Raw genomic sequence first — 22,684 nt, 5'->3', positions numbered from 1 at the left:
CCGCGACCTGAAAAAACGATGAAATTCACCTTGTCCTGGCTGAAGGACCACCTTGAGACGGACGCACCGCTCCAGGAGATTCTGAGCCGCCTTACCGTCATCGGCCTCGAAGTGGAGGGCGTGGAAGACCGCGCCGCGGCTCTCGCGCCGTTCCGCATCGCCCGCGTCGTCAGCGCCACGCAGCACCCGGACGCGGACCGCCTGCGCGTCCTCACCGTGGACCCCGGGGACGGCTCGTCCGTCCAGGTGGTCTGCGGCGCGCCTAATGCCCGCACCGGCCTGGTCGGCGTGTTTGCAGCGCCTGGCACCCACATTCCCGGCACGGGGGTGGACCTGTCCATCGGCTCCATCCGCGGCGTGGAAAGCCGCGGCATGATGCTGTCCGAGCGCGAGATGGGCCTTTCGGACGAACACGACGGCATCGTCGACCTGCCGGACGACGCGCCGGTCGGCACCCCTTATGCGGACTGGGCCAAGCTCGGCGATCCTGTGATCGACATCGGCGTCACCCCCAACCGGGCCGACTGTCTCGGCGTGCGCGGCATTGCGCGCGATCTGGCCGCCGCCGGCCTCGGCACGCTGAAGCCGCTCGACATTCCGGCGATTTCCGAAGGCGGCTCCCCTGCCCCGTCCGTGACGCTGGAATTCCCAGGTGGCGAGACGCTCTGCCCGGCATTCGCGCTGCGGCTGATCGAGGGCGTTGCCAACGGCCCGTCGCCGGACTGGATGAAGCGCCGGCTGATGGCCATCGGCCTTCGCCCGATCAACAAGCTCGTCGACGTCACCAACTACATGACGCACGATGTCGGCCGCCCGCTCCACGTGTTCGACGCCGACAAGGTTGCCGGGAACCTCGTGGTCCGCCGCGCCGCCGAGGGCGAAAGCGTCGAGGCGCTGGACGGCAAGACCTATACGCTGACCCCCGCCATGTGCGTGATTGCCGACGATAACGGCATCGAATCGCTGGCCGGCATCATGGGCGGCGAGGCATCCGGCTCCAGCGAGACCACCACGCGCGTCCTGGTGGAATCGGCGCTGTGGGAACCGATCAACATCGCCAGGACCGGCCGTGCGCTCGGCATCCAATCGGATGCCCGCCACCGCTTCGAACGCGGCGTGGACCCCGAGTTCATGGCCCCCGGCCTCGACATGGCGACGGACATGATCCTGAAGCTGTGCGGCGGCACTGCCGGCCCGGTCACGCTGGCCGGCAAGGCGCCCGACCTCACGCGGACGATCAGCTTCCCGCCAACCGAGGTGAAGCGGCTTTCCGGGCTCGACGTACCGGAGGATACCGCCGCCGACGTGCTCACAAAACTCGGCTTCACCGTCGACCGCAGCGCCACCCCGTGGGAGGTGACGACGCCGTCGTGGCGCGCCGATGTCGAGGGCAAGGCGGATCTGGTGGAAGAGGTCGTGCGGATCGTCGGCATCGACGATGTGGTGCCGACGCCGCTGTCACGCCCCGCGACGGTGACGCAGCGCGTTCTGACCACCCGCCAGAACCGGGTCTCCACCGGGCGCCGGGCGCTGGCCGCCCGCGGGATGACCGAGGCGGTCACGTGGTCGTTCATCACGGCGGCGGACGCGAAGGCATTCGGCGGCGGTGCGCCGGAGCTTGCGCTGGAAAACCCTATTGCCGAGGCCATGTCCGACATGCGGCCGACGCTCCTCCCCGGCCTCATCCGTGCCGCGACCCGCAACGTCAACCGCGGCCATCCGGACGTTTCCCTGTTCGAGGTGGGCCAGGTGTTTGCCGGTGACGAGCCGGGCGACCAGACCACCATGGCCGCTGGCGTGCGCCAGGGCCGCACGGGCGCGGCAGGCACCGGGCGCCACTGGTCGCACGATGCCGGCAGCGTCACGGCATTCGACGCCAAGGCTGACCTTCTGGCTGTGCTGGAGGCCATCGGCGGCCCGGCTTCAAGCGCCGAGACCACGCGCGATGCGCCCGCCCACTACCACCCCGGCCGCTCCGGCGTGCTGCGGCTCGGCCCCAAGGTGCTGGGCGCGTTCGGCGAGCTTCACCCGGCACTGCTGGCCGAGATGGACGCGCCCGAACGCCTCGTTGCGTTCGAGCTGACCCTGGAAGCCGTGCCCGAGCCGCGCCGGAAGGCCATCCGCAAACCGCCCTTCCGCGCGTCGGACCTGATGCCGGTGCGGCGTGATTTCGCCTTCCTGGTCGAAGAGGCCGTGGATGCCCGGACGATAGTGAAAGCGGCGATGGGCGCACGCAAGGATCTGGTGACCGACGTGACGGTGTTTGACGTTTATCGCGGCAAGGGCGTCGCGGAGGGCTACAAGTCGGTCGCCGTCGAGGCGACCCTGCAGCCTTCGGACCGGACATTGACCGACGCCGATATCGACAAGGTGGCCGAGGCCATCGTTGCCGCCGTCGCCAAGGCAACAGGTGCGACACTGCGAAGCTGACGGCAGAGCGCCCCCGCCCGCTTGCCGGACGGGGGTGGGACAGTTACCAAGACACGGTCTCGCCCCCGCGGCGGGACCCATCCGCCGCCCGCCACAGAATTCGGGCGCGGCATCGACAACGCGATCGACACCAGCGGCCACGCCGCCCGGTGCTCAGGGACGGAATACAGGCAGAGCCATGGCATCCATCATCACGCTGCTCCTCACGATCATTGAGATGTACACCTGGATCGTGATTGCCTCGGCGGTTTTCTCCTGGCTCTACGCATTTAATGTCGTGAACCCGCGCAACCAGTTCATCTCCACGGTCGGCAACGTGCTTTACCGGCTGACCGAGCCCGTGCTCGGCCGCATCCGCAGCGTGCTGCCCGCCATGGGCGGGCTGGACCTTTCACCGCTGCTGCTGCTGCTCGGTCTGTTCTTCCTCCGGGTGCTCATCATCAACAACGCCGGCGCGCTGATCGGCTGATCGCGCTCAACCCGGCGCAAAGCCCGGCGGAATGTCCGCCGTCACCGTCAGCGCCATCGCCTTGAAAAGGTCGCCCATCTCGCCGGGGCCGACGCCGGCGAGGCGGTTCACCGCGGCGCGGATCTCGTCCTGCGTTTCGGTCGATGCGCCGGTGCCCAGCTGCCCGGCCCGCTCGACCAGCCCCAGCGCCACCAGAAATGCGCCCTGCCCCACCGGCCCGTGGGCCTTTGCGCCGCCGCGCGCCGCGGCCCGCCCCAGCGCGCCGAAGTCCACGTGGGCGGAGAGGTCCACCTCGCCCGGCCGGTCCAGCACCTCGGCATGGTCGTGCCGGTGGACGGCCTGCAGCGTCTCGCCGCCGATGGCGTCCGCGTAGCCATAGTCCACAATGAGCGCGGCGCCCTTGCCGTGGGTGGTCAGCGTTTCGGCAATGTCTCTGGCGATCGCCTCGCCCATGGCGCACACCTCGCGCACGGCCCCGTCGGGCGCCTCGCCCGTTACAGGCGCCGGAAACGGGCTGAGGCCAAACAGCAGCCTGTCGCCCTCAACACCCACGGTCCGCTCGAACCAGCGGCTATCCTGGCGCACGAACTGGCGGATCGGCAGAGCGTCGAAAAATTCGTTGGCGACCAGATAGAGCGGGCGCTCGCGCGGCGGACGGTCGGCAAATGACAGGCGCGGGTGCAATCCGCCGATGGTCTCAGCCTGGCGCTTGCGCAGCCGCTGCGAGCTTTCCACCAGCACCACCCGGCTTGCTGCAATGAACCGCGGGTCCCGCCGAACCACCCGCAGGATGTCGGCCATCAGGGTGCCGCGGCCGGGGCCCAGCTCCACAAGGTCGATCCCGTCCGGCGCACCGTCCGCCCGCCACCGGTCCAGAAGCCAGGCGCCGACAATCTCGCCGAACATCTGGCTGATTTCCGGCGCGGTCACAAAGTCGCCGCTGGCACCGAACGGTTCCTGCCGGGCGTAATAGCCGTCCGGATCGCCGACACAGGCAGCCATGTAGTCTGCCACCGAGATCGGCCCGGTCAGCGCAATGCGCCGCTTCAGCCGCTCCTCCACCGGGGTCACAAGGCAGGCCGCTGCATCGCGCGAACGATCAGGATTGCGCCGATCAGCACCATCGGCACGGACAGGAGCATCCCCATGGTCAGCCCGCCGAAGAAGAACCCCAGCTGCGCATCCGGCATGCGGAAATTCTCGCCGACGATCCGCGCCAGCCCGTAGCCGGCGCCGAACAGGCCGCACGCCAGCCCCGGCCGCCGCAATGCACCGAGCCGCACTGCAATGCCAAGCACCAGAAGCAGGAGCGCTCCCTCCATCGCGGCCTGATAAAGCTGGCTCGGGTGCCGCGGCTCCGGCCCTGCACCCGGAAACACCATAGCCCACGCCACATCGGACGGCCGGCCCCAGAGCTCGCCGTTGATGAAGTTGGCGATCCGCCCGAACAGGAGCCCCACCGGCACGATGGTACAAAGGATGTCGAATAGCGCCAGCCCCGCAATCTTCCGCGAGCGCGCGAACAGGAGGCCGGCGACAAGCACGCCGATCAGCCCGCCATGGAACGACATGCCGCCCTCCCACACCTTCAGCGCATCGAGCGGGTGGGACAGGTAGTAGGCCGGATTGTAGATGAGGACGAAGCCGAGCCGCCCCCCGGCGACGATGCCAAGGGTCGCCCAGGTCACCAGATCGTCGATGTCGCGCAGGTCCGGATGGGGCCGGCTCCCCCAGAGGGAGGGTGCCGAAACAAGACGGCGCGCGTAGTACCAGCCGAGCATGATGCCGGCGATATAGGCCAGCGCATACCAGCGGATGGCGATCGGTCCGAGCGAGATCGCCACTGGGTCGAACACCGGAAACGGCAGGACAAGGCTCATCAAAGGGTTTCCCGGTACGCTTTGCCGCAAGTTGGTGGGCATGGGCTTCGCAAGAGAGGCACTCTCCTATATCGCAACAGTTCGCATCACCAAGTTGCAGTCAGCGCCACACGGCCCGTCTTGTGCCCGCCTGCCGGTGCGACCATAGTTGATGTGGCCGCCTAGCGTTTTTCCGGCGGCCTGACGGAGAGGGTTATGACCCAGACCAACAATCGCCTGATCGACGAGATCGCCCGCCTCGCGACGGACGCTGCCGCCGTTGCACAGGGCGCCCGCCGCGAGGTGGAAACCGTGGTGCGCGCCCAGATCGAGCGCCTGCTGGCCGAAGCCAACGTCGTCAGCCGGGACGAGTTCGAGGCTGTGAAGGCCATCGCCACCCGCGCCGCCGACGAAAACGACGCGCTGCGCGCGCGTGTGGAAGCGCTCGAGGCCCGTCACCAGGGTGACACGCAAACCGCGCCAAGCTCCAACGCTGCGCACTGAATGTTGAACGGGGCCGTGGACCACCGGCCCCTCCACCTTTTCCTGCGGGACCTTATTTGATCTGCTGTCCTGAGGACGGCGAGAGATTCGGGGTCCCGCACCCTACCGACGCCGTCACAAGGCGCTTGCCCTGGCCAAGGGGCAACCCTCGCGGGCTCCGGAAAGGATCAGCGATGAGCTTGATCGACCACGACGATTTCACGTTAACCGCCAATCCCATCGATCGGATCGAGGAGGTCGCCAACGGCAACGACTGGACCTACGAGCGCGCTGGCGACGATGAGATCACCATCTCGATTGCGGGCCGCTGGAGCGCCTACCACGTCGCCTTCACCCACATGGAGGAATTTGAAAGCCTTCATATCGCCGTTGCATTCGACCTCAAGGTCACCGAACCGCGCTACACCGAAGTCGTCCGCCTGCTCGCCCTTGTCAACGAACGGATGTGGATGGGTCACTTCGACCTGTGGTCCAAGGAAGGCGTCGTGATCTTCCGCCACACCCAGCTCCTCAACGGCGAAGAGGTGCCCGCCTCCGAACACGTGCAGGCGCTGCTCAGCCACGCGGTGGAAACCTGCGACAGCCACTATCAGGCGTTCCAGTTTGTTGTCTGGGCCGGTAAGTCGGCGCAGGAAGCGCTCGAGGGCGCGCTATTCGAGACCGCCGGCGAAGCCTGAGCGGCACAATGCACCCGCGGCGCTTCGCCGCGCGATGAAGGATGGACGATGACGGCGAAACTAACGGCAGAACGGCCTCTGGTTCTGGTCGGTGCCGGGAATATGGGCGGCGCCATGCTGGAAGGCTGGCTGGCATCCGGGATCGAACCCGAACTGATTGTCGTGGTCGACCCTGCTGCGGATCGTACGGTGCACCCGTTCGACACCCCCGGCCTGACCGTGATGGACAAAGCGCCCCAAACGCCGGCCGGCGTTATCTTCATTGCGGTAAAACCCTATCTCGTTGCCGACGTTCTGCCGACGATGAAGAGCGCGCATGACGAGCGGACCATGCTGGTCTCCATTGCCGCCGGCGTTCCCATTGTTAAGCTGCAGGCGATCGGGCCGGGTCCGGTCGTGCGCGCCATGCCCAACACGCCCGCCAGCATTGGCGAGGGCGCGACGGTTGCCGTGGCCGACGGCACCAGCGAGGGCGAGAGGGCGCTGGCCGACACGCTCCTTTCCGCCATCGGCAAGACGTGGTGGCTCACCGAAGAGCCGCTTCTCGATGCGGTGACCGGCGTGTCCGGTTCCGGCCCCGCCTACGTCTTCCACATGGTTGAGGCGCTGACAGCTGCCGGCATTGCCGAAGGCTTGCCGGCAGACCTTGCGGCGGGCATCGCGCGGCAGACCGTGGTCGGCGCCGGTGCGCTTCTTGGGCGCAGCCCGCTTGAACCGGGCACGCTTCGTGAGAATGTGACGTCCAAGGGCGGCACCACAGCAGCCGCGCTCGGCGTCCTGCAAGACAGCGGCGCCCTCACCGAGTTGATGACCGAAGCCGTGAAGGCTGCGGCCGCGCGCTCCCGCGAATTTGGCAGCTGAGCGGGCGGGACGCGGCGGAAGAGACAGGAACCCTCGCCTTGACCGACAGCCCGACGCGCCAGACCACCCGCACCGACACCGCCAGAGATGACATCGTCGACGCGATGATGGCCCTCCTCGCCGACCGCCCCTACGAGGACGTGACCCTGCGCGCCATTGCGCAGGAGGCCGGTGTCTCGCTCGCTGTTCTCAACATGCACTTTTCCAGTCGCGGCGCGATTCTGGAGGCGTTCGCGCGGCGGATCGACAACGAAGTGCTGCAGAACGGCTTTGCGGACATGGTGGGCGAAACACCCCGTGACCGGCTGTTCGATGTGTTGATGGCGCGGCTCGACGCTCTTGCCCCCCATCGCGCCGCACTGAAGGCGCTGATGCGCGCCGTCACGCGGGACCCCGGCCTTGGCGTGGGCCTCAACGCCGTTGGCGCACGCTCGCAGGGCTGGATGCTGGCCGCGGCCGGGCTTTCGGCGCCGGGGTGGCGCGGCCGCATCGCGGTGCAGGCGCTGACCGTGGGGTTCGCCCGTGTCCTGCGCGTCTTCATCGATGAGAGCGACCCCGGCATGCCGCGCACCATGGCAAAGCTCGACAAAGAATTGCGCGACCTGGAAGCCGGCCATGACCGCCTGAAACGCATCTTCGGCGGTGCCCTGCGGCGCGACGGTGCCGACGAGCCGGCGGACACCGCTCCCGCACCGGAATTCGCGAGCGCCCCCGCCGCATCAACCGTCGCTGCGGAAGAGACTGCACCGGACCCCACAGCATCTCACCCGGGTGAACCGGCGAAGGAGAGCACGGGCGGTGATGCAGCGTTCGCCGGAGCGCGTGAAGGCGGCCCGGCCGCCGCCGAACCTTCGGATAGCACCGCAGCGTCAGACCGACCCACCCCAACGGAGCCCACGTGAGCCAGATCAATTTTGACGACTTCATGGCCGTCGACATCCGTGTCGGCACCGTCATCGACGCCGAACCATTTCCCGAAGCGCGCAAGCCCGCCATCAAGCTCCGGATCGACTTTGGCGGTGAAATCGGCGTGAAGAAGTCTTCCGCGCAGATCACCGTCCACTACACGCCGGAGGCTCTGGTGGGCCGCAAGGTGATGGCAGTGGTGAACTTCCCGCCCCGGCAGATCGGCCCGTTCATGTCCGAAGTCCTGACGCTGGGCTTTGAAGACGCCGAGGGCGCCATCGTCCTTGCCGCACCCGACAAGGACGTGCCGGACGGCGCCCGGCTGATGTAGCGGCTGCGCGCTCTACATCACCATGACGCGGATGAACTGGGCGACGCCGGCAACGACACAGACGCCAGCCACCCAGAGCAGCATGAACCAGAGGAGCTTGGAGGCCACTTAGTGGTAGCCCTTTTCCGGGTCCAGCTTGCCGCGGAACACCCAGTATGCGTAGGCGGTATAGGCCAGGATGATCGGGATCAGCACCACCGCCCCCACAAACATGAACAGCTGCGATTTGTAGGGTGAGGCCGCGTCATAGATCGTGACGCTGGTGGGGATGATGTAGGGCCACATCGATACCCCGAGGCCGAGGAACGTCACGAAGAACAGCGCCAGCGCGATGACGAAGGGCCAGTAGTCGTGCTGGTGAACGTGGAGCGCGCGGAACAGCAGGAGCGTCAGACCGGCGACGAGAAGCGGCACGGGCGCTGCGAAGATGATGTTCGGCCAGGACAGCCAACGGTCGAAGTAGCCGTTGTTCAGGTATGGCGTGAACAGGCTGACGAGGACGATGAACGCCACCGTGGCAAGGCCGAAGCCCCAGGCCAGCTTGCGCGAGACCTCCTGCGGCTCACCCTCGAGCTTCATGTTGAGCCACGTTGCGCCCAGAAGCGCATAGCCGCAGACCACCGCAATCCCACACACAACGCTGAACGGGGACAACCAGTCGAGCCAGTGGCCGCCATAGGCGCGCCCGTCGACTGCGATGCCCTCCAGCAGTGCGCCGAGGATGATGCCCTGGCACAAAGCGGCCAGCGTCGAGCCGCCGATGAAGGCCGTGTCCCAGAGGACGCTGAGCCGCTTGGTGCGCCAGCGGAATTCGAACGCCACCCCGCGGAACACCAGCGCCAGAAGCATGGCGATGATCGGCGGATAGAGCGCCGGCATGATGATGGCGTAGGCGAGCGGAAAGGCGGCGAACAGGCCGCCGCCGCCCAGAACCAGCCAGGTCTCGTTGCCGTCCCACACCGGGGCGACGGAATTCATCAACAGGTCGCGGTCCTGCTTCTTCGGGAAGAACGGGTAGAGGATGCCGAGCCCGAGGTCGAACCCGTCCAGCGCCACGTAGATGAAGATGGCGGTGGCCAGAAGGATTGCCCACGCCACCGTGAGGTTGAGCGAGATGTTGAGGCCGATGTCGAGCGCCGTGTCGGGGGTCATCGTCGTCTCCTACTCGGCCGGTGCGGGATCTTGGGTGCCGGAATCGGCCACTTGCGCAGCCGGGGTGACGCCGGCGGTCCGGATCGGCCCGTCGCCCTCTCCGACGCCTTGCTCACCCAGCTTGGGCGGCTCGGCCATCAGCCGGAAGATGTAGTAGACGCCGATACCGAACACGATCGTGTAGATGACGATGTAGGCAAGGAGCGACGCGCCCACGGCAGGCGCTGCCACCGGGGATACGCTGTCCGCCGTGCGCAGGAGGCCGTAGACCGTATAAGGCTGGCGGCCCATCTCCGTGGTGATCCAGCCTGCAATCACCGCGACGAGCCCGGACGGTCCCATCACCAGCGCCAGCCGGTGCAGCCACTTGTTTGTGTAAAGGGTCTTCTTCCAGCGCGTGAAAAGGCTGAAGACGCCGGTGATGAACATCAGGACGGCAATGCCCACCATCACCCGGAACGCGAAGAACACCGGCGCCACTGGCGGCTGGTCGTCCATCGCGACCGTGTCGAGGCCGTCGAGCGGCGCGTCGAGCTGGTGCTTCAGCATCAAAGAGGAGAGCTTGGGAATGCAGACGGCGTAGTCGAGCCGCTGGGCCTCCTGATCCGGAACGCCGAACAGGCAGAGGGGGGCGCCGTCGGGATAGCTCTCGAAGTGGCCTTCCATCGCCATGATCTTGATCGGCTGGTGTTCCAGCGTGTTGAGGCCCTGATGGTCGCCGAGGAACATCTGGACCGGGGTGACGAGCGCTGCCATCCACATGGCCATGGAGAACATGGTGCGCACGCCGGGGTTGTTGATCCGACCGCGCAGGAGGTGGTAGGCGCCGACCCCGCCGACGATGAAGGCGGTGGTGAGATAGGCCGCCGTGACCGTGTGCATCAAACGCGGAATGAAGGACGGGTTGAAGACGATCGCCCACCAGTCCGCCGGCAGGAACTGGCCGTTGTCGCCGATGGTGTAGCCGACCGGCGTGTGCATCCACGAATTCACCGACAGGATCCACGAAGCGGACACTGCGGTCCCGACCGCGACGGCAACGCAGGCCAGCATGTGCAGGGTGTCACCCACCCGCTCGCGGCCGAACAGCATGATGCCGAGGAAGCCGGCTTCCAGGAAGAAGGCGGTCAGCACCTCATAGGCCATCAGCGGGCCGAGGACGGGGCCGGTCTTGTCGGAGAACACCGACCAGTTGGTGCCGAACTGGTAGCTCATGGTGATCCCGGAGACGACGCCCATGGCGAACGCCACGGCGAAGATCTTCACCCAGAACCGCCACAGGCGCAGGTACGCCTCGTTCCGCGTTTTCAGCCACATGCCGTTGAGCACGGCAAGGAAGCTCGCCAGCCCGATGGTGAACGACGGAAAGATGAAGTGGAATGCGACGGTGAAGGCGAATTGTATGCGCGCCAGCGTGACTGCGTCGAAGCTTTCCATGGTGGCAACCCCGTGCTCGTCGGTGCGGAGCGTGTCCTGCCCCGCGGGTCGATGCGCGGCAACGCACCGTTCGTTCAGGTCAGTCGCCGGTCAGACGACATGACGACCGCAGTGCAGCAAATTGTGGATCAAGGCAAGCTCCACCGGGTCGCATCCGCACGCCGTGGCCCTACTCCGCGGCGTGCTTGAAGGTGCCTGTCCCCACGCCCTGCGCGGTGACCGGGCGGCCGAACACCGGGCCGACCGCGTAGCGCGCGCCCAGTTGCCGCATCGCCTTCGCCTCGTCGTCACTTGCAATCCCGCCCACCATCACGCGCGCTTCCAGCGCGGTCACGGTGCGGAACAGCGAGCCGATCAGCTTCTGGCACTTGACGTCGCTGGCGCGGCTGGAGGTGAGATGCTCGTCGAAGCGCACCCCGTCGATGGCCATGCGGTGGAGATGGGGCAGTGCCGTGGTGCGGCGGGCAAAGTCGATCAGCCAGGTGCCGGCGCCAACATCGCGCAGGCGGGCCAGAAGCTGCACCGCAAATTCGGGATTGGCGGACACAACGCTTTCCTGAACGCCGAGCTGCAAGGTGCCGAAGTCCAGCCGGTTGCGGGCAATGGCGGTCTTCACGTCGCCAATCAGCTCGGACCGGAACGCCTCGGCGCGTGGCAAGGTGAGGAGAAGCGTCAGGTCGCGCCCGGATGTACGCCAGGCCGACAGAGCCTGCGCGCACCGCTCCATGGTGGACAATGTGAGCTGAATGGCCATGTCCTCGCCGGCGGCAAGGTCGAGCAATTCGGGCCAGGTGAGCGGCCCCTGCAGCGGGTGATGCCAAGTCGGCAGCGCTTCGTAGCCGACCGTGGCGCCGTTCTCCAGATCGACGATGGGGCGGAACTGGAGCTTCACCTTGTTTTCGGAGATGGCACGCTTGAGGTCGCGCGCCAGCGAGCGTCCGCTCATGTTGAGGCGGCGCATCAGGGGATCGAACATTTCGCCGCGGTCGCCGCCCTGCCGCTTGGCCCGCCGCAGTGCAAGATCCGCGTTGTCGAGGATTTCGGCAGCGCTTTCCGCCTTGAGGTCGATGGGGGCGATGCCGAGGGAGGCGAGCATGGAGATCTCCTCCTCCGCAAACGGGATCGGCGATGCCAGCGTTTCGCGCACCCGCTTGACGAAGTCTTCCAGCTTGGTCGGATCGCAGTAGATGAGGAGGCCGAAGCTGTCGCCGGAGAGGCGGGCGATGGAATCGTGCCGCTTCAGCGTCCGCGAGAGGCGCCGCCCGATGGTCAGCAGCGCACTGTCGCCGACCGACTGGCCGTACTTGTCGTTGATCTGCGAGAAATTGTCCGGGTTGACGATCACCACGTAGAGCGAGCGTGCGGTTTCCTCGTTGGACCACGCGCGCGCCATCTCGATCCGGTCGATGAAGAGGTGGCGGTTGGGAAGACCGGTGAGGTTGTCGTAGACGCTGTCGTGCAGCATCCGCTCCTCGGTCGTCTTGGCCTCCGTCATATCGTGCATGGTGCCGACGCAGCGGACGATTTCGCCGGTGGTGCCGACCACCGGCCGCGCGCGCAGGCGGAACCAGCGGAAGTGGCCGTCAACGCCGCGGAAGCGGAAGAGATCGTTGATGCGGCCGCGGCGGCGCTCGATCGCAGCATCCAGCGTGGCACGGAAGCGGTCCCGGTCCTGCGGGTGGAGGACGGGGAACCAGTCCTGCGGCGGGCCCTGGAGCTCGCCGCGTTCGAGGCCGAGGCGCGTTTCCACCTCGTGGCCACAGGCGATCCGGTCGCGCGATACGTCCCAGTCCCACACAACGTCGCCCGAACCGGCGAGCGCCATCACATCCCGCTCCACGTCCTTGGCCAGCGATGGGGCGATGGAGCGGCCCGCAAAGGCGTGCTGCATCACGGTGAAGCCGATGAGAAGCACGAGGAGGACGAGGCCGCCGTCCAGCGCAGGCTGCACGAAGTCGTTGTCGATCTCGCCCGAGACGGTCAGCGCGGCGCCGGTGATCCACGCAATCAGCAGCACCCATGTGGGCAGGATCATCACCGCACGGTCATGGCCGCGGATGGCCGAGATGAGGATCACCACAAGACCGATGGCGGCAACGGCGGCCAGCGCGATGCGGGCGATGGTGGCGGTCAGCGGCGGGTCGAACTGGGCCAGCCACCCGGCCGCGATCGCCAGCGGCATCAGCGCCAGAAGCGCGTATGCGTTGCGCACCCGCCAGCGCGTGATGTTGAGGTAGGACAGGATGAACGCCGCCAGCGCCAGCGCCAGCATGGCCTCGGCGAAGGCGCGCATGATCGCGTCGCTCGGAATGCGGGCGGAGAGAACGTCTCCCAGGAAGGCAAAGTCGATCAGCACATAGCCGAAGGCGACCCAGGCGAGCACCGCCGCCGAGGCAAACATCATCTGCCCCTTGATGACGAAGACCACGACGAAGAACAGCGCCAGAAGGCCTGAAATGCCAACCACAATACCTTTGTAAAGGGTGTAGGCGTTCTGGCTTTCGCTATAGGCGTCGCGCTGCCACAACCGCAGCATGGGGACGTTCGGCGTGGTCAGCTCCAGAACGAAGGTGATCGTTGCGCCGGGGTCCAGCGTCAGCAGGAAAACGTCAGCATCGGAGCTGGCAAGGCGCTCCGGCGGGAAGCCTTCGCTGGGCGTGACCGCCTTGATGCGCTCGGCGCCAAGGTCCGGATGAAGAATGCCGGACCCGGCGAGCCGGTGATGGGGCGCTACAAGAAGCCGGTCGATCTGCTCGTCGCCGGGGTTCTGGAGGCCGATGACGGCCCAGTTGCGCGTCTCGCCCACGGTCGGCCGCACCTCGATGCGCTGGACGATGCCGTCGGCATCGGCCGCGGTGGAGACCTGAAGGTCGCCCTCCTGGTCGCGGTAGAATTCGATGAACGGCGTCAACGTAACCACAGGGACGGTGGGACCGACGGGCACGGCTTCCACCGCCCGTGCTGCCCCCGCGGACAGCGCCATGATCAGACCAGCCAGTACAACACACAACGCACGCATCAGGATCGGGACTCCAGGGCTGCACCGTCTTCGGTGGCTGCCCGCTGCGGATGGATCCGGTCGCCGGACACCAGGCCGAACAATATATGGTCACGCCATGCGCCGTCGATGCAGAGGAAGCGCCTTGCGTAGCCTTCTTCGGTAAAGCCGACACCCTTCAGAAGGCGGATGGAGCGTTCGTTGTGGGGGAGCGTTGCGGCATCAATCCGGTTGAGCCCCAGTGTCTGGAAACAGAACGGGACGAGCACGCGCACGGCATCGCCCATCAGGCCGCGACCGGCGAACCGCTCCCCGGCCCAGTACCCCATGGAACAGCTCTGCGTCACGCCGCGCTTCACGTGCGCCAGCGTGATGCCGCCAGCCAGCGCCCCTGTGGCGCGGTCGTAGACGAACACGGCGTAGCCTTCGTCGGCCCGGATATCGCGGTGGTAGCGGCGCAGGCGCCGGCGGAAGGCCATGCGGGTGATATCGTCGCGCGGCCAGGTCGGTTCCCACGGACGCAGGAAGTGGCGGCTTTCGGCGCGCAGGCGGCTCCACTCGTTGTAATTGCCGGAAACCGGCATTCTCAGGACGCTGCGCGCCCCTACAAGCTGCGTCGTCTCGTTGAGCGCAGCCGCGCCGCGAACCTGGCCCAGACGCTGCAACGCGCTCACGCGGCGCCCCGGATGGGCGCACCGAACCGCGCACGGATTCGCGCTTCATGGGGTGCCGCATCCGTGCCGATGGCAACCATTGTGGGTGCTCCGGCTGCCATGGTCTCGATGAACCCGCGCACCGCATTCGCGTCGACCCGGGCCAGATCCTCAAGCCGCTCTTCCTTGCTGAGGAGGCGGCCGTGGACCATCGCCGACCGAGCAGCATATCCCATGCGGCTGGCGCAGCTTTCGCGCGACATCAAAAGGCCGGCGCGCAACTGTGCCTTGGCGCGCTCGCACTCTTCGTCGGTGAGGTTGGCGGCAGTAGCTTCCAGCTCGTCCAGCACCACCGCGGCTGCTTCGTCCATTGAAGCGGGCTCCGTGGCGAAGTGGATGCCGAAGAGGCCGGTATCTTCCAGCGCCCAGTGGAAGGCGGAGGTGTCGTAGACCAGCCCGCGGTCTTCCCGCAGTGCCTGGAACAGGCGGGAGGACATGCCGCCGCCCAGCGCCATGGAGGCGACGTGCGCGACGGTGGCGTCCGGGGTATTGGCGGCAACGCCCTCGAAGCCGAGGAGCCACTGGCCTTCGGCGCCTTCGCTGGTTTCGCTGTAGGCGCCGCCGGTGTAGCGGGCCGCGGGGCCGCCATCACCGCCCGCACCGCCGAGCGGTGCGAACGCCGCCTCGACCGCAGGCACAAGCCTGTCGTGGTCCACGGCGCCAGCGGCAACGACGGTCAGCGCATCCGGCTTGTAGTGGCGCTTGAAGAAGCCGCCGAGAAGGTCCCGGTTGATGGCACCGACGGAGTCGCGGGTGCCGAGGATACGGCGGCCGACCGGCTGGCTGGCAAACGCGGCTTCGGGGAAGGCGTCGAAGGCGCGGTCTTCCGGCAGATCTTCCGCCGCGCCGATTTCCTGCAGGATGACGTTGCACTCACGCGCGATGTCGTCTTCGGCGAACAAAGGGTCGGTCAGGATATCGGACAGGATGTCGAGCGCCAGCGGTACGTCGTCCGCCAGAACGCGGGCGTGGTAGGCGGTGGTCTCGATGCTGGTGGCGGCGTTGATCTCCCCGCCCACCGTCTCGATGGTTTCGGAAATCTGGCGCGCGGTGCGGCGGTTGGTGCCCTTGAACGCCATGTGCTCCAGAAAATGCGCAGCGCCATGCTCGGCGTCCTTTTCGGAGCGGGCGCCCGCGCGGACCCAGACGCCGATGGCAGCGGAGTCGACATGGGCCATCGGGTCGGTGACGACCGTGAGGCCGTTCGGCAGGCGGGTGATCTCCATCATGCCGTCACCGCCCGCGAGCGGTCGAGAATGACCTGCGCGATCTGCGCGGCATCGGCGGGCACCCGCGTCATCTTTTCCGTGTCGCGCAAGGCATCGGCAAGGCGCTGCGGCACGGCGGGCCGCATCCCGCAGCCGGTAACCACCGCATCCGGGAATTTTGCCGGGTGCGCGGTGGAAAGGGTGACGAGCGCAACGTCGTCGTCGAGCACGGTCTCCCGCGCGACCTTGAGGCCGACGGCGGTGTGCGGGTCCACGATCAGGCCGGTATCCTTGTAGACGGCGCCGATGGTGGCGGCGGTTTCCTCGTCGTTGGCGCTGCCGGAAGAGAACAGCGTTGCCATCTTCGCCTTTTCCTCGGCGGTGAGGACGAAGCCGTTTTTCGTGTCAGTCAGCCGCTGCGCGACCGAGGCGGCATCGCGGCCCGAAAGATCGAAGATCAGCCGCTCGAAGTTGGAGGAGACCTGAATGTCCATCGACGGCGAGGTGGACGGGGCCACCGTGCCGGGCGTGTAGTCCCCCGTGCGGGTGACGCGGTCCAGAATGTCGTTGCGGTTGGTGGCGATCACCAGCCGCTCGATGGGAAGGCCCATTTTGGTCGCGACGTAGCCGGCCAGAATATCGCCGAAATTGCCGGTGGGGACGGAGAACGCCACGCGGCGGTCCGGTGCGCCAAGTGCCAGCGCGGCGAACACATAGTAGCTGATCTGCGCCGCAACGCGGGCCCAGTTGATGGAGTTGACGCCGCTCATCGCGACGCGCTCGTTGAAGTCGCGGTCCACGAAAAGCTGTTTGACGATGCGCTGGCAGTCGTCGAAGTCGCCGTCGACAGCCAGCGTGTGAAGGTTGTCACCGTCGATGGTGGTCATCTGCCGGCGCTGGACGTCGGAGACGCGGCCGTCGGGGTAAAGGATGAAGACGTCGATCGCCTCGCGGCCCGCGAACGCGTTGGCGGCGGCAGCGCCCGTGTCGCCGGAGGTGGCCGTGACGATGGTCGCCCGCCGGCCGCGCTCCAGGAGGATGCGGTCCATCAGCTTGGCGAGCGTCTGCATCGCCACGTCCTTGAACGCCAGCGTCGGCCCGTGGAACAGCTCGAGGATGAAGTCGCGCGGGCCGATCTGCACCAGCGGCGTGCGCGCAGTGTGCGAGAATGTGCCCATCGCAGCGTCGATGTCGGCGCGCAGGTCATCAGGCGCGATCTCGCTTTCGGCGTAGGGGCCGAGCATGGCAGCCGCCACCGCCTCGAACGGTTTCCCGCGCAAGTTCGAAAACGTATCCGCCGAGAGAAGCGGATATGTTTCGGGCACGAAGAGGCCGCCATCGGGCGCCAGTCCGGCCAGAGTTGCATCGCTAAATCCGAGTGGCCTGGCGCCACCCCGTGTCGAGACGTACTGCACGCGTCACGTTCCTTGTGTCGTCGCTGCCAGCAGAAGCGCGCCCGCCGCCCCGGTGTCAACCGCGGCAGAGGCCGTCCGCGCCTCGTCAGGCATGACCCGCAGCGGAGGACAGGAGCCGCGGGTCGAAACCGAGTTTGGCGATGGCCTTGTCATATTTATGGTCCAGGTCGCCATCGAAAATAAGGTCGTGGTCGGCCTCGCAATGCAGCCAACCGTTGTTGGAGATTTCCTGCTCGAGCTGCCCGGGCGCCCATCCGGCGTACCCCAGCGCCAGTAGCGCCTGGCTCGGCCCCCCACCGCGGGCAATGGCGCGCAGGATCTCCACCGTGGCGGTGAGGCAGACATCGCCCGAGGTGACGAGCGTTGCCTCCTTCAGCCGGAAATCCGACGTGTGGAGCACGAAACCGCGCCCGGTTTCCACCGGACCGCCCGTATGGACCGGCACCTTGAGGGCAGCGTCCGGCAGGCGAATGTCGTCCTCATCGTCGATCACGTTGAGCTGGGCGAGAAGGTCGACGAACGAGATGTGGTTCGCCGGCTTGTTGACGATGATCCCCATCGCCCCGTCGGCCGAATGCGCGCACAGGAACACCACGGCGCGTTCGAACCGCGAATCTCCCATGTTGGGCATCGCAATCAGGCACTGTCCTTCGAGGTAGCCGTCCATTTCGCTCACCCGTGGCCCTTCATCGCCTGATCCTACCACAGCCGGCCGTGCACGATAGAGAGGGTCGCCAGCGGCGAATAACCCCTTTAGAACGCACGCAAGATAATTCTGATCCCCTGGAGACCAACAATATGACAATTTCCGTCGGCGACCGGCTGCCCGATGCCACCTTCAAGATCATGACGCCGGAAGGTCCCAGCGAAACCACGGTGGAAGAGCTCACCACCGGCCGCAAGGTCGTCATCTTCGCGGTGCCGGGCGCGTTCACGCCCACCTGCCACAGCAACCATTTGCCCGGCTACCTCGACAATCTGGACGCATTTGCCGCCAAGGGCGTGGCCGAAGTGGCCGTTGTGTCAGTCAATGACATGTTCGTGATGGACGCATGGTCGAAGGCGACGGACGCATCCGGCAAGATCACCTTCCTTGCGGATGGTTCGGCCGACTTTACCCGTGCCGTCGGCCTCGACAACGACTCCTCCGGCTTCGGCATGGGCATCCGCTCCAAGCGCTACGCCATGCTGGTGGACGACGGCGTCGTGAAGGCGCTTTCGGTGGAAGAGCCCGGCGCCGGCGTCAGCGTTTCGGGTGCCCCCGCGATGCTCGACAACCTCTAGGGCCACCGATGGCGGACCGTGGAGACCTCGGCAGAGCCTGGGCGGCCACGTCGCCTGAAGAGACACGCCAGCATTATGATGTGTGGGCGAAGACCTACGATGCCGAAAACTACGGCAAGGGCCTCCGCCTGCCCTTCATTGCGGCGGCTTTCCTGGCCCGTCACCTGCCGCCCGGCGCCGGCCCCGTGCTGGATGCCGCGTGCGGCACCGGGCTCGGCGGCGAAAGCCTGGCCGCGCTCGGCTACGGCCCGATCACCGGCTGCGACATTTCCGCCGAGATGCGGGCCGTCGCCAGAATGCACGGCGTCTACGCCGCGCTGGAGCACGCGGACCTGACGGCGCTTCCGTTTGCGGACGATGCGTTTGCCGGCTTCCTCTGCGCCGGTGCGTTCGGGCCGGGGCATGCCCCGCCGAGTGCGCTGGAGGAACTTGCGCGCGTCACCCGTCCGGGCGGGATCGGGGTTTTCACCCTGCGCGACGACACGCACGCCGAGCAGGGCTTCCAGCCTGTGATGGCAAGGCTTGCCGCCGAAGGCCGCTGGCGCGAGCGGGAGCACACCGGACCGATCCGCACGTTCCTTCTTGCCGAGCCCGATATCTTCGCCCGCGTCGTCACGGTGGAGATCCTTGGCTGACGGGGCCGGAGCGCCCGGGGGCGGGACCGGAACGGGCTGCGCGCAAACGGGTCGCCTTCGCGCTGCAGCCGGTGTAGACGTTGCGCCATGAATGGGCATTGCCGCGCACCGATATTGCGAATTTAAAGCCCGCGCTGCCGGTTTCGAGCCACCGGCGGCGCGGGATTGTTCGCGGGCGCCCGCGCCCCAAGGCTCGTAGATTCCTTCGTTGAGCGCGCCGGCATGTTGCCCGCGCTCCGGCCGAAACGTGGCGCAGGATGCGCCGAACCCGAAGACAACACCATGAGCGAGACCGCTGACACCCCCGCCGGCAACGAAGCCCGCGACTATTCCAAGACCATCTACCTGCCCAAGACCGAGTTTCCGATGCGCGCGGGTCTGCCCAAAAAGGAGCCGGAAATTCTGGCCCGCTGGGCCAACCTTTATGCCCAGCAGCGGCAGGCCGCGCTCGGCCGCGAAAAATTCGTGCTGCACGACGGCCCGCCCTACGCCAACGGCCACATCCACATCGGCACCGCGCTCAACAAGATCCTGAAGGATTTCGTGATCCGCTCGCACCAGATGCTGGGTTACGACGCCAACTATGTGCCCGGCTGGGACTGCCACGGCCTTCCCATCGAGTGGAAGGTGGAGGAAGCCTACCGCGCCGCCGGCAAGAACAAGGACGAGATCCCGATCAACGAATTCCGCAAGGAATGCCGGGATTTTGCCACGGGCTGGCTCGATGTGCAGCGCGAGGAATTCAAGCGCCTCGGCGTGATCGGCGACTTTGCCGACCCTTACATGACGATGAGCTTCAAGGCCGAGGCGCAGATTGCACGCGAGCTGATGAAGTTCGCCATGACGAGCCAGCTCTACCGCGGCTCCAAGCCGGTGATGTGGTCTGTGGTGGAGCGCACCGCGCTGGCGGAGGCCGAGGTCGAGTATCACGACTATCAGTCGGACACGATCGCGGTGGCCTTCCCGGTAAAGCGCGTCAACCCGATGGTGGCGATGAACGCGGTGCGCCCCAGCCCGTCCGAACCCGGCACCGAAGAAGACGAGGCGATGGTCACCGCGCTCGAAAAGGCATCGGTCGTCATCTGGACCACCACGCCCTGGACGATGCCCGGAAACCGCGCCATCGCCTACGGCCCTGGCCTGTCCTACGGCATCTATGAAGTGACCGACGCGCCCGCCGACAACTGGGCGAAGACCGGCGCTTTTTATGTGATGGCCGACAATCTGGCCGAAGGCATCTTCAAGGACGCACGCGTCACCGCCTTCGAGCGCCGCTATGACGTGCCGGCCGCGCTTCTGAACGGCGTCGAAGCCGCGCACCCGCTTGCGGGCAAGGGTTACGATTTCACCGTGCCGCTGCTCGCCGGCGACCATGTCACCGACGATGCGGGCACGGGCTTCGTCCACACCGCGCCCGGCCACGGCGTGGAGGACTTCGAGGCCTGGATGAACGCCAAGGCCGACCTCGAAGCTGCCGGCATCGACACGAAAATTCCCTACACCGTCGGCGCCGATGGCCGCTTCACGGCCGATGCGCCGGGGTTCGAGGGCGAGGCCGTCATCACCGACGAGGGCAAGAAAGGCACCGCCAACCAGAAGGTGATCGACGCACTGTCCGCCGCTGGTGCGATGGTCGCCAGAGGCCGCCTCAAGCACTCCTATCCGCACTCCTGGCGCTCGAAAAAGCCCGTCATCTTCCGCAACACCCCCCAGTGGTTCGTGGCGATGGACAAGGACCTTGGCGACGGCTCCACCCTCCGCTCGCGGGCGCTCAAAGCCATCGACGACACCGGCTTCGTCCCGTCCGCCGGCAAGAACCGCCTGCGCGGAATGATCGCGAACCGGCCGGACTGGGTGCTGTCGCGCCAGCGCGCCTGGGGCGTCCCCATCACCGTGTTCGTCGACAAGGCCACCGGCGAGGTCTTGCGCGACGAAGCGGTCAACGAGCGCATCGCGGACGCGTTTGCGGCCGAAGGCGCGGACGCATGGTTTGCGGACGGTGCTGCCGCGCGCTTCCTCGGCGACGGGTACGATCCTGCCGCCTTCGAGATGGTCACCGACATTCTGGACGTGTGGTTCGATTCCGGTTCCACCCACGCCTTCTGCCTGGAGCAGCGGCCCGACCTCAAATGGCCCGCCGACGTCTACCTCGAAGGCTCCGACCAGCACCGCGGCTGGTTCCATTCGTCGCTCTTGGAAAGCTGCGGCACCCGCGGCCGTGCGCCCTACGACACCGTCATCACCCACGGCTTCACCATGGCCGAGGACGGGCGCAAGATGTCCAAATCGCTCGGCAACACCGTCGCGCCGCAGGACATCATCGGCCAGTACGGCGCGGACATCCTGCGCCTCTGGGTCGCCAGCCAGGATTATACCGACGACCAGCGCATCGGGCAGGAGATCCTGAAGGGCGTTGCCGACGGCTACCGCAAGATCCGCAACTCGCTGCGCTGGATGCTGGGCACCCTTGCCCACGATACCGGCGAGCCGCTGGACGCCGCCAATGCGCCCGAGCTGGAGCGCCTGATGCTCCACCGCCTCGCCGTGCTGGATGCCGAGATCCGCGAGGCCTACCGCAAGTTCGACTATGGCCACGTCGCCCACACGCTGATGAACTTTGCCAACGTGGAGCTGTCGGCGTTCTACTTCGACATCCGCAAGGACGCGCTCTACTGCGACGCGCCCTCCTCCGCCCGCCGCAAGGCAGCACTCGCCACCGTGCGCGAGATCTTCAACGCGCTCACCCGCTGGCTGGCCCCCCTCCTCCCCTTCACCATGGAGGAGACCTGGGCCTCCGCCGGCAACGAAACCTCGATCCACCTCGAACTCTTCGCCGAAGTCCCCGCCGAATGGCGCGACGATGCGCTTGAGGCCGAGTGGAACAAGGTCAAGCGCGTGCGCCGTGTGGTGCTGGGCGCCATTGAGGTGGAGCGGCGCGAAAAGCGCATCCGCTCCTCGCTGGAGGCGCATCCGTTCGTCACCATCTCCGACCCTGCGCTGCTGGATGCGGCCCGCCGGACCGAATTTGCGGACGTGACCATCACCAGTGCCATCAGCCTCCACGAGGGCGAGGCGCCCGAAGGCGCGTTCACCCTGCAGGACGTGCCCGGCGTCGCGGTCGAGATCCGCAAGGCGGACGGCGAGCGGTGCGCAAGGTCCTGGAAGGTGAGCCCGGAGGTGGGGAGCGATGCCCGCTATCCGGACCTTTCGCCACGCGATGCGGCCGCCATGGCCGAGATTGACGGCCTCGCCGCATGACGATCCAACGGGCGCGGGGCATTGCCCTCGCGCTGGCCGCTCTCATTCTGGTTGCCGATCAGGCGACCAAGCTTTGGGTCCTGCACCGGGCGGACTTCAGCCAGGGGCCCATCGCGCTGCTGCCGTTCATGGACATCACGCTGGTGTGGAACCGCGGCATCTCCTACGGCCTGTTTCAGGCCGACGGGGCCGGGCGCTGGGTGCTGGTGGGGCTGACCATGGCCGGCATAGTCGGCCTTGGCGTGTGGCTGATGCGCACAGGGGCGCCGCTGGTCGCGCTCGGCGTCGGCGTCATTCTGGGCGGTGCGGCCGGCAACCTGATCGACCGCGTGGCCTATGGCGCTGTGGTGGACTTCGTGCACCTGAACGCGGGCGGTTATTCGTGGTATGTCTTCAACATTGCGGATGCAGCCATTGTCGTCGGCGTTGTGTTGCTCATGTGGGACGCCTTCTTTGCGAAGAAGCCGCAAACCCCCTCTTAACTCTTTTGCAAGATTGTTGTATCCGCTCAACATGCGCAAATTGACTGCGGCAGCCCGGTTGACTG

Annotated in this window: 20 protein-coding genes; 11 read left to right on the top strand and 9 right to left on the bottom strand. The window is 66.8% G+C overall.

The window, feature by feature from the left end; all coding sequences use genetic code 11:
- The first annotated feature begins 18 nt into the window (after positions 1–18).
- Positions 19–2,430 (top strand): phenylalanine--tRNA ligase subunit beta, encoded by a 2,412-nt coding sequence (gene pheT, locus RDV64_RS10965; protein ID WP_309199294.1) that lies wholly within the window; start codon positions 19–21, stop codon positions 2,428–2,430.
- Between the two features lie 178 nt (positions 2,431–2,608).
- A complete protein-coding gene (locus tag RDV64_RS10960) occupies positions 2,609–2,899 on the top strand; it encodes a YggT family protein (protein WP_309199293.1) in 291 nt (96 codons plus the stop codon).
- Between the two features lie 6 nt (positions 2,900–2,905).
- Here RDV64_RS10960 and RDV64_RS10955 read toward each other — a convergent pair whose 3' ends face one another.
- Together RDV64_RS10955 and lgt are read right to left on the bottom strand one after the other, a co-directional pair.
- A complete protein-coding gene (locus RDV64_RS10955) occupies positions 2,906–3,970 on the bottom strand; it encodes an SAM-dependent methyltransferase (protein WP_309199292.1) in 1,065 nt (354 codons plus the stop codon).
- Complete coding sequence (lgt, locus tag RDV64_RS10950; RefSeq protein ID WP_309199291.1) at positions 3,967–4,779, bottom strand: prolipoprotein diacylglyceryl transferase; 813 nt, start codon at positions 4,777–4,779, stop codon at positions 3,967–3,969. Before lgt ends, RDV64_RS10955 begins: the two co-directional genes overlap by 4 nt.
- Positions 4,780–4,974: 195 nt before the next feature.
- On the opposite strand from lgt, the gene RDV64_RS10945 reads away from it, so the two are divergent.
- The 5 genes from RDV64_RS10945 to RDV64_RS10925 all read left to right on the top strand — a co-directional run bounded on the left by RDV64_RS10945 (position 4,975) and on the right by RDV64_RS10925 (position 8,037).
- Positions 4,975–5,262 (top strand): accessory factor UbiK family protein, encoded by a 288-nt coding sequence (locus tag RDV64_RS10945; RefSeq protein ID WP_309199290.1) that lies wholly within the window; start codon positions 4,975–4,977, stop codon positions 5,260–5,262.
- Between the two features lie 173 nt (positions 5,263–5,435).
- Positions 5,436–5,939 (top strand): YbjN domain-containing protein, encoded by a 504-nt coding sequence (locus RDV64_RS10940; protein ID WP_309199289.1) that lies wholly within the window; start codon positions 5,436–5,438, stop codon positions 5,937–5,939.
- Positions 5,940–5,987: 48 nt separating this feature from the next.
- Positions 5,988–6,800, top strand: coding sequence for a pyrroline-5-carboxylate reductase (gene proC, locus RDV64_RS10935; RefSeq protein ID WP_309199288.1), 813 nt, complete (start codon positions 5,988–5,990; stop codon positions 6,798–6,800).
- A 38-nt stretch (positions 6,801–6,838) separates the two neighbouring features.
- Positions 6,839–7,702: a TetR family transcriptional regulator gene (locus RDV64_RS10930; RefSeq protein WP_309199287.1), complete on the top strand. Its 864-nt coding sequence runs from the start codon at positions 6,839–6,841 to the stop codon at positions 7,700–7,702.
- Entirely contained in the window at positions 7,699–8,037 is a 339-nt protein-coding gene (locus tag RDV64_RS10925; RefSeq protein ID WP_309199286.1) for a tRNA-binding protein, read from the top strand. The genes RDV64_RS10930 and RDV64_RS10925 overlap by 4 nt, the downstream gene beginning before the upstream one ends.
- Before the next feature lie 108 nt (positions 8,038–8,145).
- On the opposite strand, the gene cydB is transcribed toward RDV64_RS10925, so the two are convergent.
- The 7 genes from cydB to RDV64_RS10890 all read right to left on the bottom strand — a co-directional run bounded on the left by cydB (position 8,146) and on the right by RDV64_RS10890 (position 17,627).
- Entirely contained in the window at positions 8,146–9,189 is a 1,044-nt protein-coding gene (cydB, locus tag RDV64_RS10920) for a cytochrome d ubiquinol oxidase subunit II (protein WP_309199285.1), read from the bottom strand.
- Positions 9,190–9,198: 9 nt separating this feature from the next.
- On the bottom strand, positions 9,199–10,626 hold the full coding sequence (locus tag RDV64_RS10915) for a cytochrome ubiquinol oxidase subunit I (RefSeq protein ID WP_309199284.1): 1,428 nt from the start codon (positions 10,624–10,626) through the stop codon (positions 9,199–9,201).
- 169 nt (positions 10,627–10,795) lie between these two features.
- Positions 10,796–13,609: an EAL domain-containing protein gene (locus RDV64_RS10910; RefSeq protein WP_309199283.1), complete on the bottom strand. Its 2,814-nt coding sequence runs from the start codon at positions 13,607–13,609 to the stop codon at positions 10,796–10,798.
- Positions 13,610–13,644: 35 nt separating this feature from the next.
- The gene (locus RDV64_RS10905) at positions 13,645–14,298 is read right to left on the bottom strand and encodes a GNAT family protein (protein ID WP_309199282.1); all 654 of its coding nucleotides are present in this window, start codon (positions 14,296–14,298) and stop codon (positions 13,645–13,647) included.
- Positions 14,295–15,566, bottom strand: coding sequence for a pitrilysin family protein (locus tag RDV64_RS10900; protein ID WP_309199280.1), 1,272 nt, complete (start codon positions 15,564–15,566; stop codon positions 14,295–14,297). Before RDV64_RS10900 ends, RDV64_RS10905 begins: the two co-directional genes overlap by 4 nt.
- Positions 15,563–16,960 (bottom strand): threonine synthase, encoded by a 1,398-nt coding sequence (thrC, locus tag RDV64_RS10895; RefSeq protein WP_309199279.1) that lies wholly within the window; start codon positions 16,958–16,960, stop codon positions 15,563–15,565. The genes RDV64_RS10900 and thrC overlap by 4 nt, the downstream gene beginning before the upstream one ends.
- An 85-nt stretch (positions 16,961–17,045) precedes the next feature.
- Positions 17,046–17,627 carry a YqgE/AlgH family protein gene (locus RDV64_RS10890; RefSeq protein WP_309199477.1) on the bottom strand — a complete coding sequence of 194 codons (582 nt, stop codon included), beginning with the start codon at positions 17,625–17,627 and terminating at the stop codon, positions 17,046–17,048.
- 131 nt (positions 17,628–17,758) lie between these two features.
- On the opposite strand from RDV64_RS10890, the gene RDV64_RS10885 reads away from it, so the two are divergent.
- The 4 genes from RDV64_RS10885 to lspA all read left to right on the top strand — a co-directional run bounded on the left by RDV64_RS10885 (position 17,759) and on the right by lspA (position 22,619).
- A complete protein-coding gene (locus RDV64_RS10885) occupies positions 17,759–18,244 on the top strand; it encodes a peroxiredoxin (RefSeq protein WP_309199278.1) in 486 nt (161 codons plus the stop codon).
- Positions 18,245–18,252: 8 nt separating this feature from the next.
- A complete protein-coding gene (locus RDV64_RS10880) occupies positions 18,253–18,879 on the top strand; it encodes a class I SAM-dependent methyltransferase (RefSeq protein WP_309199277.1) in 627 nt (208 codons plus the stop codon).
- Between the two features lie 282 nt (positions 18,880–19,161).
- On the top strand, positions 19,162–22,137 hold the full coding sequence (gene ileS, locus RDV64_RS10875) for an isoleucine--tRNA ligase (protein ID WP_309199276.1): 2,976 nt from the start codon (positions 19,162–19,164) through the stop codon (positions 22,135–22,137).
- Positions 22,134–22,619 carry a signal peptidase II gene (gene lspA, locus RDV64_RS10870; protein WP_309199275.1) on the top strand — a complete coding sequence of 162 codons (486 nt, stop codon included), beginning with the start codon at positions 22,134–22,136 and terminating at the stop codon, positions 22,617–22,619. The genes ileS and lspA overlap by 4 nt, the downstream gene beginning before the upstream one ends.
- The last annotated feature ends 65 nt before the right edge of the window (positions 22,620–22,684 follow it).

The organism is Acuticoccus sp. MNP-M23 (assembly GCF_031195445.1).
GTDB lineage: Bacteria > Pseudomonadota > Alphaproteobacteria > Rhizobiales > Amorphaceae > Acuticoccus.
This window is presented reverse-complemented; position numbering and strand designations above follow the sequence as displayed.